Source organism: Pseudoflavitalea rhizosphaerae (assembly GCF_003991355.1).
In the GTDB taxonomy this organism is placed as follows: Bacteria; Bacteroidota; Bacteroidia; order Chitinophagales; family Chitinophagaceae; genus Pseudobacter; species Pseudobacter rhizosphaerae.
In genome coordinates this window covers 50,220-67,400 of record NZ_RCSU01000005.1, presented here as the reverse complement: position 1 = coordinate 67,400, position 17,181 = coordinate 50,220, and the positions used below count along the sequence as shown (strand labels likewise).

Genomic DNA, 17,181 nt, shown 5'->3' with positions numbered 1-17,181 from the left:
TAAAAAAAAGTATATGAAACGATATAGCATATCCCTCACCGTTATACTCCTGCTGTTGACCGCAGTGCTGGAAACAGGATGCGATAAATTGCTGGAGGAGAAACCAAAATCCACTATCAGTCTTGGTAACCTGGACCCCAACCTGCTGGAGCAGACGGTAATCGGCGTGTATGAACCACTAACGCGCAGCCGTGGCCGGCTCTGGGAATCCACTATCGGCCTTGGTTTTGAGCTGATGGCTGAATACGCCGATGCAGGCGGCAGCAGCCAGATCAACTGGAGTAATTACAATAACCTCAACACCAGCAATACAGCGCTCAATCAACCCTGGACAACATTGTACGAAGCTATCGGCCGAGCCAACTCGTTGATCGTAACACTCGACAATAGTCCGAACCTCCCAGACGATATCAGGAAAGTGGCATACGGCGAAGCCTATTTCGTGCGCGCCATCTGCTTTTATTTTGCCGTCCGCACATTTGGTAAATTCCCGATGCGCCTCAAGCCCATCCTGAATTCAAAAGATGTGCTGCTGGCTTCTTCCGATATTCCCGTGATCTATGATCAGATCATCAAGGACCTTCAGGAAGCAGAGAAAGTGTTGCCGCCAACCGTGCCGTCTTCCAAAGCTGGTCGTGCTACTGCCGGCGCTGCCAAAACAGCCCTCGCCGATGTCTACCTCACGCGCGGCGATTATCCGAATGCAAAACTCAAAGCCAAAGAGGTGATAGACAATAAAGCCACCTATGGTTATGATCTTGAAACTTCTCTTGCAACACTTTACTCACCCACCCTGCCCACCAATAAAGAAGATATCTTCTCACTCAAATTTTCACAGGTGATCAACCAGGGCTCATTCATGGCCAGCTACTGGGCCGATGCAAACGCCAAAGCTGCCGGCTTTTCCATCAGTGGCAACAAGTTCGGCGGCATTACCAGTAATGCACCATTAATAAAGAATTGGGACGATAATGATCTCCGCAAGAAATTCAGTCTCTATAACAGTTACATCATCAATGGTGTGGTAACGCCCGCCAGTCTCGATGCCGATTACGATTTCCGAATGGGCAAATACAAAGATCCGAATGCGCCAATCGATACCGGCAATGGCAATGATCTCTACTTCTGGCGCTATGCCGATGTACTGCTCATCTTTGCAGAAGCCGACAACAAGATCAATCATGGCCCCACCACAGAAGCCTACGACTACATCAACCAGGTAAGGCGCAGGGCTTATGGTCTTCCCATCAATACACCCAGCAATGTATCTGACCTGCCGGCGGGCCTCAATGAAGAAGCCTTCGATGATCTCGTCTTCCGTGAAAGAGGCTACGAGTTCATCGGCGAATTCAAACGCTGGTTCGACCTGGTGCGCACCAACCGCGTAGCAAAAATGATCAACGAAGTGCGTGCAAATATTCCAAGGCCTAACCGGAAGCCTGTACCTTCGCGATTCACGTTCGCCATTCCTGACGTGGAGTTGTTGAATAACCCATTGGCTGGAAATTAAATTGCATTGCCGGCTTGGGTTATGAAAAGTACGGCTGGGGATTATACCGGCGCGGGAGAATATCATTGAACTTTTGTTTGGAAAGATGGGGCTTGGGAACTATTCCCGGCCCCATCGCTTATATTCCCAGGGCCGTATTTTCATAATCCCGCGCCGGCATGGGCACTCAGCAGGTGCAGCCATTCAGTTTGCATCAAAACTGCTGCACTTTTTATCGTGCTGCGTAAACGGGATATGTCAAAAGCGGCCTTGCGAAATGTAAGCGAGGAAGAAGATTAATATTCTACTGCCACATCTCTCCTATCCAAAGCTCCACAAATATTCTCCCGCGCCGGTTCATTTCCCAGCCGCGTTGACATATCCCTTTACGCCCCCAGCCGCGTTGACATATCCCTTTACGCAGCCACCCGCAAAAATGATACGGACAGCCGCAAGCATCCATCGTTCCTGATTTTTCGTTACATTCAGTGAAGCAATCAGAATCAGCCTATGGAGCGCAAACTCACCGCCTGGCACAGCCCGGCCCTCAACAAAAATATGCCCGTAGCCATTTATGGCTTTTATGGTTTCGCTTTATTGCTGATCCCAACGGCAGCAGCCGATTACCTGGAGTATGAAAGATTCCAGCTGATCGATTCACTTCGTCCACAGATCGAGGCTGGCGTTGTAAAGGTTTTTTCCATCGACAGTATCAATAATGAAAGCTGGATGAATCAGTCTGTTGAGCCCAGGCAAAAGGCTATCCGTCATCAGCAGTGGAACCAATATGTTTTTGAGGAGCTGATCCCATTCATCAGGAAGGAAACAAGTGAGGATACGCCGATACTTACCTGTGGCGCCAGTTTCGGGGCATTGCACAGCGCCAATCTTTTCTTCAAACGGCCCGATCTGATCAATGGCTGTATCGCCATGAGCGGCGTTTATGCATTGACGGAATACACGCGCGGATATTTTGATGATGATGTATATTTCAACAGTCCGGTCCATTATCTTCCTAACCTCAATGATCATTCGATATTGGAGCAGATCCGGAAAAGCAATCATATCCATATCCTTTCAGGAAGCGGCGCCTATGAAGATCCGCAGGCTGCGAGACAGCTGGCGGGGATTCTGCATGCAAAGTCGATCCGTTACGATCTGAATATCTGGGGGCCGGAATGGACGCACGACTGGCCTACCTGGCGGGCTATGCTTCCGAACGATCTACACTCCGTTCGCCTTTAGCAGTTCGATGAATTGAGTACGCGGGACCATGCGTGCGCCAAGACTTTCAAGATGGGATGTGTATACCTGGCAATCGATCAGCTTTACACCTTCTCGGATCAATTGTTGCGCGTATCTGATGAATGCAAACTTGCTGGCATTGCTGACTTTACTGAACATACTCTCTCCGAAAAAAACATTTCCCATTCTAACACCATAGCAACCTCCTACCAGTTCTCCATCCAGCCATGCTTCTGCGCTGTGCGCAAATCCTGCCTGATGAAAAGCGGTATAGGCATCCAGCACATCCGTGGTGATCCAGGTCCCATCCTGTCCTTCACGGTTGATCTGCTGGCAATTGCTGATCACTTCACGAAACGCCTTGTTGATGGTGAATTTGAAAGTTCCTTTTTTGATTAACTGTTGCATGCTTTTACTGATGCGGAGTTCTTCGGGAAAGATCACGAAACGAGGGTCCGGGCACCACCAGAGAATGTGTTCACCTTCGTACCAGGGGAAGATGCCATTGCGATAAGCAAGTTCCAGCCTGGGGAGGGTAAGATCTCCGCCAACGGCGAGTAGCCCGTCCGGTTCTGCCATATGGACCGGAGGAAAATGCAGTTTATTGTCCAGTGCAAATAATGGCATGGCCTGAGTAGAAGATTATGCAGCCACTACCTCGATGGTAGCGCCGATGCCTCTGTCTGTAATGGCATCGCATTGTGGTTTGAGCTCGTCGAAGGTCCCATTCTTCACAGCATACTTGCCCTGAAAATGGATGATATAGGCGCATTGCTCGGCCTGCTCCGCGGAATGTCCGCAAACAGCCATCAATGTTTCGATCACCCATTCGAAGGTATTCACCTCATCATTCCACACGATCAGGTTACAGGGTTCCTCAACGCTGGTGAGCACATCTGTATCGTCTTCCTGATAAGGCCTTGTTGGTCCGTCAAATGCCATAAGTACGATTTAATAGTAGGGCAAAGTTATATAAATATGACAAGGGTGCAAGACCGGGAACGGAGGCTTTTAGATGAGATCATGATCGTGATGTATTCAGAATGATGGTGTTGGAGAAAAAATCTTCCGTTTTTTTTATATAAAAATTTGGTGAGAATGTTCCAATCCCTATCTTTGCACTCCCAAACGAACAAAGGGAAATCAAAAAGGGAGTTTAGCTCAGCTGGTTCAGAGCATCTGCCTTACAAGCAGAGGGTCGGCGGTTCGAACCCGTCAACTCCCACTCCACCGGAAGGAAGTACAAAATAAAATGTACTTCCTTCTTTTTTTTGGCGAAAAGCCGCGTCCGGCGCGAATAGGGAAGGATCAGGTTGAAAAGTTGGGGGATTTATAAGAAATCTGTTGTTTTGCAGCCAGATGAATAAAGCTCAAGGACAGGACACGCTAAAAGAATTGATGGGTTATTTATTGCCCGCTGGAACATTGGATTATTTTGAGTTAACCCACATAGTAAAAGACAAAGAAGGGCTGGTGTTGTTTTTAGAAGAAAAGAATCTTCCACCAACTGAATACAAGGATCAAACACTTCACTCCAAAGGTATCCTGCCTGAAGTCAGAGTACAAGATTTTCCCATCCGTGATCAGAAAGTAATCTTAAGTATCCGCCGCCGACGCTGGGAGATAGTCAGCACCGGAGAAATCGTATCACGCAACTGGGACCTGGTAATGCAGGGAGCACGACTCACCAAAGAGTTCGCGCTTTTTTTAAAAGGTGCACTTGGATAATCATCCAATCAGTTGCCATCAATTGGGCCGTCTGTATCAACTGGATGGCAAACTACTTCAACAGCAATACAAACATCATATCAGCGATTACAAAGACTGGGATCAAAAGGAACATGCTTCAGAGTGGATGCTGTTCGAAGAAAACATGGGCACCCACCTAAGCATTGATGAAACAGCTTTGTCCAATGATGAGCTTTACACTATCATCACCAATAAAGCAGCCAGGGGTGGCAAAGGCGCACTGGTGGCTATGGTGAAGGGAACACTGGCTGACCGGGTGGAGGAAGTCTTATCCCGCGTGAGTTTGCGGGTAAGGAAGCGTGTGCAGGAGGTCACCCTGGATATGGCTGCTAACATGAACCTGATCGTCAAACGTTGTTTCCCTTTTGCAAAGCGGGTTATCGACCGCTTCCACATACAACAACTGGCTGGTGAAGCCGTTCAAGAGATCCGCATCAAATACCGCTGGCAAGCGATAGATGAAGAGAACGAGCAGATCGCACGGGCAAGAAAAGCAAAACAGACTTACGTTCAGCAACTCTTACCTAATGGTGACTCACCCAAGCAACTTTTGGCCCGCAGCCGCTACTTATTATTCAAACAAAAGATCAAGTGGACTCCTTCACAAAAACAACGGGCCGAATTACTCTTTGAACATTATCCCAAAGTGAAGCAAGCTTATGATTTATCTATGAGGTTGGCTGAAATCTTCCGTCATTGTAAATGCAAGGAAGAAGCCTATATAAAGATGGCGTTGTGGCATAATCAAGTGGTTGATGCTGGCATAGAGACCTTCAGAACAGTGTCCCGAACTATGATAACTCATTATGACGGCATACTGAACTTCTTTGACAACAGAAGCACCAATGCTTCAGCGGAATCCTTCAATGCTAAGATCAAGGCATTTAGAGCATCAGCCAGAGGTGTTAGAGATATCAAATTCTTCCTGTTCAGATTGTCTAAACTATATGCCTAGAAAAATCAGTCCCCAGAAATTTTACTTGATCCATAGGGAATAGCGCCTGAACGATAACATTATCGGAATTGGTTCGAACTGTTCCATCTTTAAAAGTGAATTTTTCCGGGAAGGTCGAACCAAGGAAATGGTATTTCTCCTCCGGGCTTGCTAGCTACCTCCTTCTGTGTCCATTCACTCAACAACTTTGGGTATATGAGTTCAATTGATCATAATAGCAAACGCCCTCCGGATGGAGCTACCTCAGCTTTGCAGGACGAAATAATCAGGATTGCTACTCAAAGACTAATCAGTATGGTGCGAATAAATAGATGGGGCTTGAATCCATCATCGGTACTGTCAAATTTATTGAAGTAGATGAGTTTGAAAATTATTTAACTGGGTGCCAATCCGGATTTTCTTTTCTGTTACTTCATAAGAAATTCTGAATCTATGAAGTTCAAAAGCCCGCCAGCTACCATCATTGTTTTTTCTTGAACTTGTCTGGATGATGTCGTTCAGGATGCTGAACCAAAGTAAGCGTTGCGCCGACGATCTCATTCATTACTGCCTGGACGGCTTGTGGCGAGTCTGTGGCAATATATTCAAAAGCTTGGCGAAGTGCAGTTTTAGCGCTCTCCCATACCCAAAAAAAGAAGCACAAGATTGTACTTCTTTTTTTATTTCGCAAAAAGTGATCTCCTATTTCACTTCCAACAATTCCACATCAAACACCAACACAGAATTGCCCGGAATCCCTCTGTAATCATTGCATCCATAAGCCAGGTAAGGTGGGATGATCAGTTTTATCTTTCCTCCCTGTTTGATCAGTGGGATACCCAATTGCCAGCCTTCAATGACGCCACCCAGCGGGAAACTGGCTTCTCCGCTATCAAAGGAAGTTTTGTTGGTGTACGTGCCTGTATATTTCGCTTTCACGGTTGAGTTGATGGTGGGAATTGCACCTGTACCCGGCTCAATGATCTGGTAATACAAACCACTGGCATGTTTAGTAGCTGAAACGCCATTGTCTGCAATATATTTTTGCATTTTTGCATCATCTTCTGCTGCTGTAGTGCAACTATTACCTTTATCCTTATTACTGCATCCCAGGAGAGTCAAAACCAGTACCATACTGGAAACAAGATTAAATAAACGCATGTAGATTATAAGTTTAAGAACAAATATAATACGGTGCTGGTATATTTATCGGAATAATAGAACACTTCTGCTCAGGAAACGACCTGAATGATTGAAATCATAATAGGCACATCGATTAAGGACACTTAATGAGAAACCCCGCAAATGCGGGGCTTCACGTTTTCCTAATGAAAACGGCTTAGGGTTATGGATCTGCCGGATAGCTCAGGTCAAGCTACCTTCTTTCAAAATGATGCATCTCTTCAAAGCCGCTTCGAAACTTTTGGTCACGTTGGCTTTTCCGATTGCAAACAACAATCTGGATCGTTTCAGTTCATTCAATACCTGTTCATGAGTAACTTCAGACAGTATCAATTTCACACCTTGTTTACTGATCTCTTTATGTACTTCTTTAATAGCATTGATACCTGTTGCATCAATAACCGGAATGTTTCCCATGCGGATGACCAGGAACCGCGGAGGCTTCCCTACCACCCTGATGGCATCTTTGAACTTATAAGCAGCGCCAAAGAACAAAGGACCTGTCACTTCAAATACTTCAACTCCATCCGGTATCTTGGGGTGATCCTTTTCCAGAATTCCAGCATTACCGTTTTCCTCTTTATCGATCGATAGGATCTTTACACTGGTCGACTGGATCAACTTTCTCATAAACAAAAAAACAGCCAACAGGAACCCTATTTCGATGGCTACCGTGAGATCAACCATGATAGTCAGAATGAATGATGTCAGCAATACAGCCAGGTCGCTCCCCGACCCTTTGGTAATTGCACGGAAATTTCTCCATTCACTCATATTGTATGCCACCATCACCAGTATACCTGCGAGGGTAGCCATGGGGACCATCGCAGCCCATTGTCCTGCAAACAGGATGATCAGCAATAAGGTCAATGCATGTACCATTCCCGCAACAGGTGTTCTTCCTCCGTTCTTCACATTGGTGGCAGTGCGGGCAATGGCGCCGGTGGCGGGGATGCCTCCGAAAGTAGCTGAGAACACATTGGCCAGTCCCTGCGCCACCAGTTCTGTATTTGATCTGTGCCTGTCACCCGTCATGCCATCGGCAACCATCGCCGACAATAGCGATTCGATCCCACCCAGTAATGCAATAGTGAATGCAGGTTGCACCAGTTTTTTTACAGAAGCGAGATCTATACCGGGAAATACCGGCGCTGGCAGCGAAGAAGGAATTGCAGGAAACCTGCTGCCAATAGTTTCAACAGGCAGGTCCAATACATGAACAATTACCGAACAAACAAGGATTGCAATAAGAGATCCGGGTATTCTATGCGTCAGCTTCGGCCAGGCTATGACAATCATGAGCGTTATTGCGGCAATTGAACAGGCATACCAGTTCACACCAGGCGCTGCGACAAAATAAGTTTTCCATTTTTCCATAAAATCTGCAGGCAGCTGTTCTATCGGGAAACCGAAAAGATCTTTCAACTGCGAAGAAAATATGATCACAGCTATCCCACTTGTAAATCCTACCACCAGGGGATATGGTATGAATTTGATAACTGTTCCCAATTTTGCAAAACCCATTATCATCAGCATTACACCTGCCATCAGCGTAGCTGCAACAAGGCCATCAGTGCCGTATTGTTGCACTATTCCATAAACAACAATGATGAAAGCGCCTGTTGGCCCTCCGATCTGCACCTTACTGCCACCAAAAAAAGAAATGATAAAACCGGCGATCACAGCAGTATAAATCCCCTTCTCCGGCGAAACGCCGGAAGCAATGGCAAACGCAATTGCCAAAGGCAAAGCCACCACTCCCACAATCAATCCGGCAAGCAGGTCTTTAGCCAGATCCCTGGCTGAGTAATTCCTGATGGTATCCAATATTACCGGCCTGAACATAATGAATTGGCTGTGTGATTACAATATTTGTTCGCTTTGCTTTATCCAGCATTTCAGCAGCCCCTCTTCCTGACTATTTGCCAACCGGTATCCCTGTGGGATTTCGTCATCCCAGCTGCAATAGGTAACAACCCTCACGCCTACGGGAAGTTCAGAAAGTTTACGGCTCAGATAGTACGTGTAATAGTCGTATAACTCTTTCGTGTATTCAAGACTGTTATCTATCTTATCGGTACCCGGCAGATTCTCAAAAAATGAATTGTAAAAAAAGAAAGCATCAAATTCACTGAAATCAAGCTGCGTAAAATTCCTGCAAATGAAATTCACATTCAGTTCTCCCAGCCTTTCATTCGCATGCCTTGCTGCATCAATCAGGTATTGTCTTTGCTCAACGCCGGAGAACGATACAGCAGGTTGATAATATGCGCCGGCAAGGCAAAACTTCCCTGCCCCACTGCCGATATCCAGTATATTCATACCCGGCCGGGTTGCCAGGAATTGAACAGCTTTTTGCACGATCCGTAGTGGCGCCCAATGCATCCGGTTCAATTCTCTGATTGAAGGGGAATACAGTTCACAGAAACTTTGCTCACTGGCAAAATACCTGTGGATACCCGTTGATTTTCTTACCAAAGTCATACAGATTGATTTAGGCGAAGAATGACCTTCAATTATTATTCTTTTACCCAGTATTTCAATAGTCCTGCAGCATGCTCTTCCACCAGGTGAAATTCCGCCGGTATCATTTTTCCAGCAGAATGGAAAGTGGCCAGCCTGGTTCCCGGAGCCACTGTAACGAGCTTTTTGTACAGGCAGCGGTTATAGTAATTGTAAAGATGCGGAGAGCACATTACCGAATCATCGATCTTTTCAGTATTCTCGAGGTTCTCATAGAATGAGTTGAAAAAATAAAAATGATCGAATTGCGTAAAATCGACCTGCGTGATATTCTGATGCAGGAAATGTACATTCTTCATACCGAGCACAGCTTTGGCAGTTTCAGCATGGACCACCAAATGTTTACGCTGCTCTACACCGAAGAACTCTGCCAATGGCTTGAAATAAGCTGCTGCCAGGCAAAATTTCCCTGCGCCGCTTCCAATATCAAGTATACGGGAATTGTTTTCGGGCGCCAGAAAGTCCACCACCATCTTACTGATCTCAAGAGGTGTCCAATGCCTGGCCGCCAGGGCGCGGATAGAAGGAGGATATAAATAATGCAGCTGTTTTTCAGAGCTAAACCACCTGTCCATCATATGATTCCATTTTTGTACTTTTGGCAGCGTTCATCCGAACAAAGTTATCAGGCAGGCTGCTGGCCTGCCACATCGTTTTATCACATTAAAAAGTGATTTTTATTACTTCTAAACCTTCGGGGTGAAAACATGAGTATAAGAGGGATCTTTCCGATAGACAAATGGGATTTCAAGAGTGAGTCGATACTCGCCAACCTGATGGAGGATGATTACAATATGCTAACTGCCAACAGCACCGAACACGTGTATGGCAAGGGTGAAACGATCTTCAAGGAAGGCTTCTACCCTACCGGCATCTATTATATCAAAAAAGGAAAAGTAAAAAAATATAAAGCCATCGAACGCGGCGGCGAACAGATAATATACGTTGCCAATACAGGTGAACTGATAGGCTATCATGCCATCTTATCTGAAGAACGGTTCCCTGATTCCGCTGCTGCACTGGAAGACTGCATCATCGATTTTATTCCCAAAGAGGATTTTCTGAAAACGATCCAACATTCAACTATACTGAACAGCCGCTTACTGAAAACCCTGAGCCATGAATTCACAGTTCTGGCAAACCGCCTGGCATTACTGGGCCAGCACTCAGTGCGTGAAAGACTCGCGCTTCAACTGATTGTACTTCGCGAAAAATACAAACAGAATTTTCAACCGGGTATGAGCGTAGAGATCAATCTGTCAAGGGAGGACCTTGCTAATTTTGTAGGAACAGCCAGGGAAAACGTTGTACGTATTCTTTCTGAATTCAAGGACCAGGGTATCCTGTCAACAAGGGGCAGGAAAATCGTGATACATGATATCAATAAACTGATCGAACTCACCAATTTCAAATAAGGCTAATTCAGGATGGTAAAAATATCCACTGTAGTAATTTAACCAATACTTGCGCAAAAATAACCCCGTCTTGCACAAGACGGGGCTCCTTTCATTCAAAGCTGGTTCCCGGCAGGAATACCGGCAACCGTACTAATCAATTCCAGTAACCTTACTTATCCTAGTTGAAAAAAATGACTGGTTGAGAAGGAGCCACCTAAAAAACTACGGGGTGCGCTCCGCAAATTTGCCCTGAACCGGTAGTTGCGATACCTCTAAAGGAACAAATTTGACAGGAGCGCACCCCATATTTGTGTTGCAAATATATAACGGGTGCGCTTACACTATCACTTGTCCTTTAGGAAAAAAACGCAACTTTTGTCCAGGCAAGTAAATAGCGAACAGCACAGGTTCGCATAATTACATTGAAGAAGGAACTCCTGAGAGTTCTCTTCAATCAGATCATACTACAGCATAAAAATAAAGTATTTCATAATTAAAGTACACTTTAATGAATTTTATTTTTGAATATTTATCTAATAGGCTGATTATAAAGGATTTTACAGACGGGGTTTATTAGGCAAATTCGTAGAATGGCACGTAAGGCAAAACAGAAAGTAGTTATTCCAACCATCACAGAAAAAGAGATTGACGCAATCCATCTTGCAATTGGCAAAATGCTGAAAGAAAGAAGGGAAGCGCTCAACGCTACCATTGACGATTTTGCCTACCAGATCAATATCTCCCGCAGCGGCCTCATCCGCATTGAAAAAGGACAGGACCTCACACTCAGAAGCCTGCTCAAAGTGGTGAGAGGCCTGGGCACCACTCCTGAGGAATTATTCAGCTCTATCCCCCACAAAACTTCCAAATAAGAAAAATATCAGCGCTTTATGAGAAAGTAAAGTTAAGATAAACAGATTGATAAAAGTGTCATATATGAATCTTTATTTTTGACCTCTCAAATAAGTGTCTCCAAACATAGGATTTTACAGGTTGTGTTATTTGGGCAAATTCGTGGTATGGCAAAGAGTGATAAACAACCGACTGTAAAACAATTGTCGGATAGTGAAATTGATCAGATCTTTTCCCGCATCGGAAAGATCCTTAAAGAGAAAAGGATACAGATGGAAATCTCACTGGACGATCTCGCCTATGAAAGCGGCGTGTCCCGCAGCACTCTTACACGTATGCTCGATGGCGAAGACGTGAACGTCCGCAACCTCCTCAAAGTGGTATACAGCCTCAATCTCAGCATCGACCAGGTGATCAGCTTTAAGAAATGACCTACCTGACTGCTGGCGAATTTAACCGCTTAAATTTTCCCGTTAATTTCTTTCACGCCTTTTGTTGACCGGAATCAAGAAAAACCAGCCGGCTTGATTGAGCGCTTATTTTGAAAGGATGATCTATTTGTTGGAATCTGCATTAGCCTGCGGCTGATAAGTACTCACCCCATAATGCTTCAGCGCTGTCACCTTCAGCTTGCTCCCTGTCACGTAAACCTTCTTGTATTCGCGGAACTGTTTGTCTTTATCCATAAATCCAATGATAGCGGAATATTTCTCTGGTCCTTTTTTGATCACAGGCTCAGGCATGACGCCAAAATTGGGCAGTCTCAATGTATCTTTTCCTTCGATGGTCTCAAATTCCAGCTTCATCAGGTAGTGGAAAGTTTTTTTCGTTTCAAACAATTCCACTCCAAAGAAAAAATCGTTCAGCGGATCATCCGTCCTTACACGATAACTGGCCACCGCTTCTTTTTTCACTTCTTTTCTTTCAGTAGGTATATTATCTGCGGGATTGACAACTTCTTTTGCTGCCGGAGCAGTTGGCTCTTCTTTCTTTCCGGGTGCGGATTCACAAGCCAAAACTAAAAAAGGGATAAGGACAATGAGAACTCTCTTCATACTGTAATTTGATCTTTATATTTCAATCTGGTTTATCCGGGGAAAACAACTTTATGTTTCGGGTAACGGTGGGCGTATTGATACACCAGTCCGCGTATATAGTCGTTCTCGGAATAGCGTGTGAGAAAATTCTTCAGGCTTTCCAGATCGTTTACGGCTGCATCACCAGGCAGGTAGCCCATTCCATAGAAGCGCCCCTTCTCCATCAGGATGCAGCTCTGCTCGTCACGGTTCTTTCCTTCCCCAACAACGGCAAAGCTGGGCAATAATTGTTCCAGGTAGGCAATGGCCTCTTCCACTCTTGCATTGTAAACATCCACGGGTTCTTTCTGTTCACAGGCGCCATTGCAGGGTTGCCCTTCCACGCCCACACAGGCGCTGTGATCGGTTTGAACAAAGCAAAGCTTTGGACAAAGATGATAAGCTTCCATCATCCTTCGCATAAGCCGGTGCCCTTCAATCAGGAGGTTGAAAGTGTACAGTGGCTGCAGGTGTTTTTTTTGTTTATCGATGGCCAGTCGGATATAACCATTCCTGTCTTCATAACGGTATAAGCCAAACGAAGGTGTGAATCTTTTCTGGCTGCGGTTGTATTCAGGCCATAACCGCTTTATCTCCACGCTTTCGAGAATGAAGGCCATCAGTTCTGTGCCGGTCTCTTCAAAACTGATATCATGGATATTACGGAGGAAATCCTGCCGCTGCCTTCCCGCGCCATTATGTGTGAAGTGGCTGCGAACGCGGTATTTGAGGTTCTTGGCTTTTCCAACATACACCACTTTGCCTTTGATGTCGTGAAAGTAATACACGCCGGGTGTATAAGGTAACCGGTCAACTACCTCTTTCGACAGATGAGGCGGGAGCGATTGTTCAGTTGATTTTTTACGGATAAATTGTGCAATATGCGGTCCGGCATTGTTCTGAAGTAAACGCTCGAACAGTTTTACGGTGGCATCGGCATCTCCTCCTGCCCTGTGTCTTTGTTCATTGCTGATCCCGAATTCCCGGCAAAGATTGCCCAGGCTGTAACTCGGCAAGCCGGGAAATACTTTCCGGCTGAGCCTTACAGTGCAAAGTTTCTGGGCGTCCAGGTTGTAACCGGCAGCGGAGAGATGATGTTTGACGAAGGAATAATCGAAATTAACATTATGTGCAATAAACACCCGGTCTTTCAATAATTCATGTACAGTGGCCGCCAGCTCTTCGAACCGTGGCGCATCGGCCACCATTTCCGTGGAGATGCCGGTGAGCGATTGTATATAGTATGGAATAGCTCTATCCGGTTTTACCAGACTTTCAAAGCGTTGCACGATCTTTTAACCATCGTGCAATACAATGGCAATTTCTGTAATATCATTGCCAGCAGCATGTCCTCCGGTAGTCTCTATATCAACAATGGCATACATAAGGGCTATAAAGGTAGCAAGAAGAAGAAAAAAAATGAGGCTTGCACCGGTAAAAACCTTGTACTAACTTTACATCCAACCCTTCCTGGAAAGACCCCGTATATCTGACTGTAGAAACCCCGGACAAAGACACAAAAGCCTGATTCGTTCTCCTGACTACGTATCCCATGAACACCGCTTAAACTTAAATTTTATCGGTTATGACTAAAAACGTGTTAGAAATGAAAAAACAGAATCAATTAGGGGAAAATCTAAAGGTTGCTCTCATTGCGCTGGGATTCCTGGCCCTGATCATGTTCCTGACCTACCTGTACTGGTACGGCCTCTAGGACCTCTGTTACACGCTTACTTGAATGTCCACTCAATGTATTACCGGTTTTCATCATCCGATGGGGCCGGTTTTTTCTTTTCCAGCCCCATAATGCCTACCTTTGCAATCCTTTAAAGATGCATTCACTGATATGGAATTAAGTAAGAATTATATCCCGGCTTCGGCAGAAGACAAGTGGTCTCAGCACTGGAAAGCAAAACGATATTTCAACAGCAAACCGGATGGTCGCCCGTCATTCACCGTGGTGATCCCTCCTCCCAATGTTACCGGCGTTCTGCACATGGGGCATACCCTCAATGAAACGGTGCAGGATATCCTCGTTCGCAAAGCCCGCATGAGCGGCTTCAATGCCTGCTGGGTGCCCGGCAGCGATCACGCTTCCATTGCCACCGAAGCCAAAGTGGTGCAGATGCTCGAAAAAGAGAAAGGCATCAAAAAAGCCGACCTCACCCGCGAAGAATTCCTCAAACACGCATTCGAGTGGAAAGAGAAATACGGCGGCATCATCTATCACCAGATCGAAAAACTCGGCTGCAGCGTAGACTGGGACCGTGTTGCCTTCACCATGGATACCGACTATTACCGGGCGGTGATCAAAGTGTTTGTAGACCTCTACAAGAAAGGTATGATCTACCGCGGCGCGCGCATGATCAACTGGGATCCCGCCGCCAAAACCGCCCTCAGTGATGAGGAAGTGGAATACCGCGATGTACAGGGCAAACTGTACTATGTAAAATATTTCGTGGCCGATGAAAATGGTAAACCTACTGCCGACTTCATCACCATCGCCACCCAGCGCCCGGAAACCATTATGGGCGATACCGCAGTCTGTGTAAACCCTACTGATGACCGTTATACGCATCTCCTTGGAAAGAAAGTGCTGGTGCCACTCGTGAACCGCGCCATCCCCATCATCCAGGATGATTATGTAGATAAGGAATTCGGTACCGGCGCCCTGAAAGTGACGCCGGCACACGATATCAACGACTATAACCTCGGCCTCAAACATAACCTGCCCACCATCGATACCCTCAATGCAGACGGCACCCTCAGCGCCGCTGCAGAGATCTGTGTTGGGCAAGACCGCTTTGAAGCCCGTATCAGCATCGTGAAGATGCTGGGCGATAACGGCCAGCTGATCAAAGAAGAGGAATACCAGACCAGGACAGGCTTCTCCCAGCGCAGCAATGCCGTAGTGGAGCCGCGCATTTCCACCCAATGGTTCGTGGCCATGCGCTCCCTGGCAGACAAAGCCCTCGACGCAGTTACCAGCGGCAATGTGCGCATACATCCCGGCGATAAATTCCTGGCCACCTACAAATACTGGCTGGAAAATGTTAAGGACTGGTGTATCAGCCGTCAGCTCTGGTGGGGACAACAGATCCCTGCCTGGTATGACCACAAAGGCAATTTCGTTGTAGCCGAAACGGAAGCCGACGCCAATGCCGCTTACCAGCAACAATTCGGAACGGAAGCCAAACTCACACAGGATGCAGATGTACTCGACACCTGGTTCAGCAGCTGGCTCTGGCCCATCGAAGTGTTCAAAGGAATCACAGAACCCGGCAACAAGGATATCAACTACTACTACCCCACATCCGTACTGGTAACCGGACAGGATATCATCTTCTTCTGGGTTGCGCGTATGATCATGGCCGGTATGGAGTATATGAACGAGAAACCATTCAGTGATGTTTACTTCACCGGAATGGTGCGCGATAAATTAGGTAGAAAGATGAGCAAGCAGCTCAACAACTCTCCCGACCTGCTGAAACTGATAGAGGCTTCAGGAGCCGATGCCGTTCGTTTCGGCATCATGATCTCCGCCCCCGCCGGTAATGATCTGCTGTTCGATGAAACTTCGCCTGAGCAGGGCCGTAACTTCAACAACAAGATCTGGAATGCACTGAAGCTGGTGAAGATCTGGGAAGCCAACCAGGCGCCCGGTGGAGAAATCACTGATCATTTCGCCATCAACTGGTTCGATAACCGCCTCCAGGATGCTAAAGCAACAATGGAAAAACTGTACAAGGACTTCAAACTGAGCGAAGCCCTGAAAACCGTGTACAGTCTAATTTGGGACGATTTCTGCAGCTGGTACCTGGAATGGGTGAAGCCTCCTTTCGGAGAGCCGATGCCTTCAGCAGTTTATGACAAAACTGTTGAGTTCTTCAGCGAACTGATGCAGTTGCTGCATCCTTTCATGCCATTTGTTACAGAAGAAGTATATCACCTGCTGGCAGAAAGAACAGATGATCTCTGCGTGAAGCAATTCACCGCCCCCGGTTCCATCAACGCCAATATCATCCGTCAGGGTAATATCCTCAAAGATGCGATCAGCGGCATCCGCGATCTTCGTCAGAAGAACCAGATGAAACCAAAAGACCCGATCACTGTATACATTCAAACCAATGAGCAGGCCGCATATGAAGCGGTGAAGCCTATTCTGGTCAAACAGGCAAACGCTACGGAGATGCAGTTTGTGAACGAAACTGTTGCCAATACCATTACCATCGTGATCGGTAAAGACAGGTTCTGCATCGCTACTGAAAAACCAATGGAAACAGGCAACCAGAAAGAGCAGCTTCTCAAAGACCTGGACTACCTGAAGGGCTTCCTCGTTTCTGTAGAAAAGAAACTCGGCAATGAAAAATTCGTTGCCAATGCAAAACCGGAAGTGCTGGCCAATGAACAAAAGAAGAAAGCCGATGCATTGGAAAAAATGAAGATCATCGAAGAGAGCTTATCGCATTTGCAATAAGTAGAAAAATAAACGAAGGATATCGGGAAGCTGCCAGTCGCTCGCCTCCCGGCGAGTGACTTCTATTTGTTCGCCTCCCGGCGAACACCGCGTCGGCAGAGGCGACTAAATAAAACTCACTCGCCGGGAGGCGAGCGAGTGGGCTCCCCGAAATTATAAAATGGTAGCTTTTTAATCAGCCCCCTAACCTCCTGCATTTTTAGTTCCCCCATGCCTTCCAGAATTATACATTTCGGGAAATTCAGACAACAAAACGG

At 46.3% G+C, this 17,181-nt stretch carries 16 protein-coding genes and 1 tRNA gene; 9 read left to right on the top strand and 8 right to left on the bottom strand.

All coding sequences use genetic code 11. The features are described 5' to 3' along the window. Positions 1–13 precede the first annotated feature (13 nt). Positions 14–1,510: a RagB/SusD family nutrient uptake outer membrane protein gene (locus D9Y29_RS10140; RefSeq protein WP_127127648.1), complete on the top strand. Its 1,497-nt coding sequence runs from the start codon at positions 14–16 to the stop codon at positions 1,508–1,510. A 489-nt stretch (positions 1,511–1,999) separates the two neighbouring features. After that, the gene (locus D9Y29_RS10135) at positions 2,000–2,734 is read left to right on the top strand and encodes an esterase family protein (RefSeq protein ID WP_127127646.1); all 735 of its coding nucleotides are present in this window, start codon (positions 2,000–2,002) and stop codon (positions 2,732–2,734) included. Here D9Y29_RS10135 and aat read toward each other — a convergent pair. Further along, positions 2,714–3,361 carry a leucyl/phenylalanyl-tRNA--protein transferase gene (gene aat / locus D9Y29_RS10130; protein WP_127127644.1) on the bottom strand — a complete coding sequence of 216 codons (648 nt, stop codon included), beginning with the start codon at positions 3,359–3,361 and terminating at the stop codon, positions 2,714–2,716. The two genes, D9Y29_RS10135 and aat, sit on opposite strands and share 21 nt — an antisense overlap. Before the next feature lie 15 nt (positions 3,362–3,376). Then, positions 3,377–3,676 carry an ATP-dependent Clp protease adaptor ClpS gene (locus D9Y29_RS10125; protein ID WP_127127642.1) on the bottom strand — a complete coding sequence of 100 codons (300 nt, stop codon included), beginning with the start codon at positions 3,674–3,676 and terminating at the stop codon, positions 3,377–3,379. Positions 3,677–3,884: 208 nt separating this feature from the next. Between D9Y29_RS10125 and D9Y29_RS10120 the strand changes: the two genes are divergently transcribed. The 3 genes from D9Y29_RS10120 (at position 3,885) to D9Y29_RS10110 (ending at position 5,438) form a co-directional block, all read left to right on the top strand. Further along, a tRNA-Val gene (locus tag D9Y29_RS10120) sits at positions 3,885–3,959 on the top strand. Between the two features lie 134 nt (positions 3,960–4,093). Then, entirely contained in the window at positions 4,094–4,462 is a 369-nt protein-coding gene (locus D9Y29_RS10115; RefSeq protein WP_127127640.1) for an ISAon1 family transposase N-terminal region protein, read from the top strand. Then, the gene (locus D9Y29_RS10110; RefSeq protein ID WP_241237891.1) at positions 4,449–5,438 is read left to right on the top strand and encodes an ISAon1 family transposase; all 990 of its coding nucleotides are present in this window, start codon (positions 4,449–4,451) and stop codon (positions 5,436–5,438) included. The genes D9Y29_RS10115 and D9Y29_RS10110 overlap by 14 nt, the downstream gene beginning before the upstream one ends. Before the next feature lie 681 nt (positions 5,439–6,119). Here D9Y29_RS10110 and D9Y29_RS10105 read toward each other — a convergent pair. The 4 genes from D9Y29_RS10105 to D9Y29_RS10090 form a co-directional block, all read right to left on the bottom strand. Continuing rightward, positions 6,120–6,578 (bottom strand): FKBP-type peptidyl-prolyl cis-trans isomerase, encoded by a 459-nt coding sequence (locus D9Y29_RS10105; RefSeq protein WP_127127636.1) that lies wholly within the window; start codon positions 6,576–6,578, stop codon positions 6,120–6,122. Positions 6,579–6,782: 204 nt separating this feature from the next. Further along, positions 6,783–8,444 (bottom strand): SulP family inorganic anion transporter, encoded by a 1,662-nt coding sequence (locus D9Y29_RS10100; RefSeq protein ID WP_127127634.1) that lies wholly within the window; start codon positions 8,442–8,444, stop codon positions 6,783–6,785. Positions 8,445–8,462: 18 nt separating this feature from the next. Then, the gene (locus D9Y29_RS10095) at positions 8,463–9,083 is read right to left on the bottom strand and encodes a class I SAM-dependent methyltransferase (RefSeq protein WP_127127632.1); all 621 of its coding nucleotides are present in this window, start codon (positions 9,081–9,083) and stop codon (positions 8,463–8,465) included. Between the two features lie 35 nt (positions 9,084–9,118). Next, positions 9,119–9,700: a class I SAM-dependent methyltransferase gene (locus D9Y29_RS10090; protein WP_127127630.1), complete on the bottom strand. Its 582-nt coding sequence runs from the start codon at positions 9,698–9,700 to the stop codon at positions 9,119–9,121. 129 nt (positions 9,701–9,829) lie between these two features. Here D9Y29_RS10090 and D9Y29_RS10085 point away from each other — a divergent pair, with 129 nt between their 5' ends. The 3 genes from D9Y29_RS10085 (at position 9,830) to D9Y29_RS10075 (ending at position 11,802) form a co-directional block, all read left to right on the top strand. Next, positions 9,830–10,537 carry a Crp/Fnr family transcriptional regulator gene (locus D9Y29_RS10085; RefSeq protein ID WP_127127628.1) on the top strand — a complete coding sequence of 236 codons (708 nt, stop codon included), beginning with the start codon at positions 9,830–9,832 and terminating at the stop codon, positions 10,535–10,537. Positions 10,538–11,109: 572 nt separating this feature from the next. Beyond that, positions 11,110–11,391: a helix-turn-helix domain-containing protein gene (locus tag D9Y29_RS10080; RefSeq protein ID WP_127127626.1), complete on the top strand. Its 282-nt coding sequence runs from the start codon at positions 11,110–11,112 to the stop codon at positions 11,389–11,391. 147 nt (positions 11,392–11,538) lie between these two features. Then, positions 11,539–11,802 carry a helix-turn-helix domain-containing protein gene (locus D9Y29_RS10075; RefSeq protein WP_127127624.1) on the top strand — a complete coding sequence of 88 codons (264 nt, stop codon included), beginning with the start codon at positions 11,539–11,541 and terminating at the stop codon, positions 11,800–11,802. A gap of 123 nt (positions 11,803–11,925) precedes the next feature. On the opposite strand, the gene D9Y29_RS10070 is transcribed toward D9Y29_RS10075, so the two are convergent. Then, on the bottom strand, positions 11,926–12,426 hold the full coding sequence (locus D9Y29_RS10070; protein WP_127127622.1) for a hypothetical protein: 501 nt from the start codon (positions 12,424–12,426) through the stop codon (positions 11,926–11,928). 32 nt (positions 12,427–12,458) lie between these two features. Beyond that, entirely contained in the window at positions 12,459–13,736 is a 1,278-nt protein-coding gene (locus tag D9Y29_RS10065) for an exonuclease domain-containing protein (RefSeq protein ID WP_241237890.1), read from the bottom strand. Between the two features lie 527 nt (positions 13,737–14,263). On the opposite strand from D9Y29_RS10065, the gene D9Y29_RS10060 reads away from it, so the two are divergent. Next, complete coding sequence (locus D9Y29_RS10060) at positions 14,264–16,924, top strand: valine--tRNA ligase (protein ID WP_241237889.1); 2,661 nt, start codon at positions 14,264–14,266, stop codon at positions 16,922–16,924. Positions 16,925–17,181 lie beyond the last annotated feature (257 nt).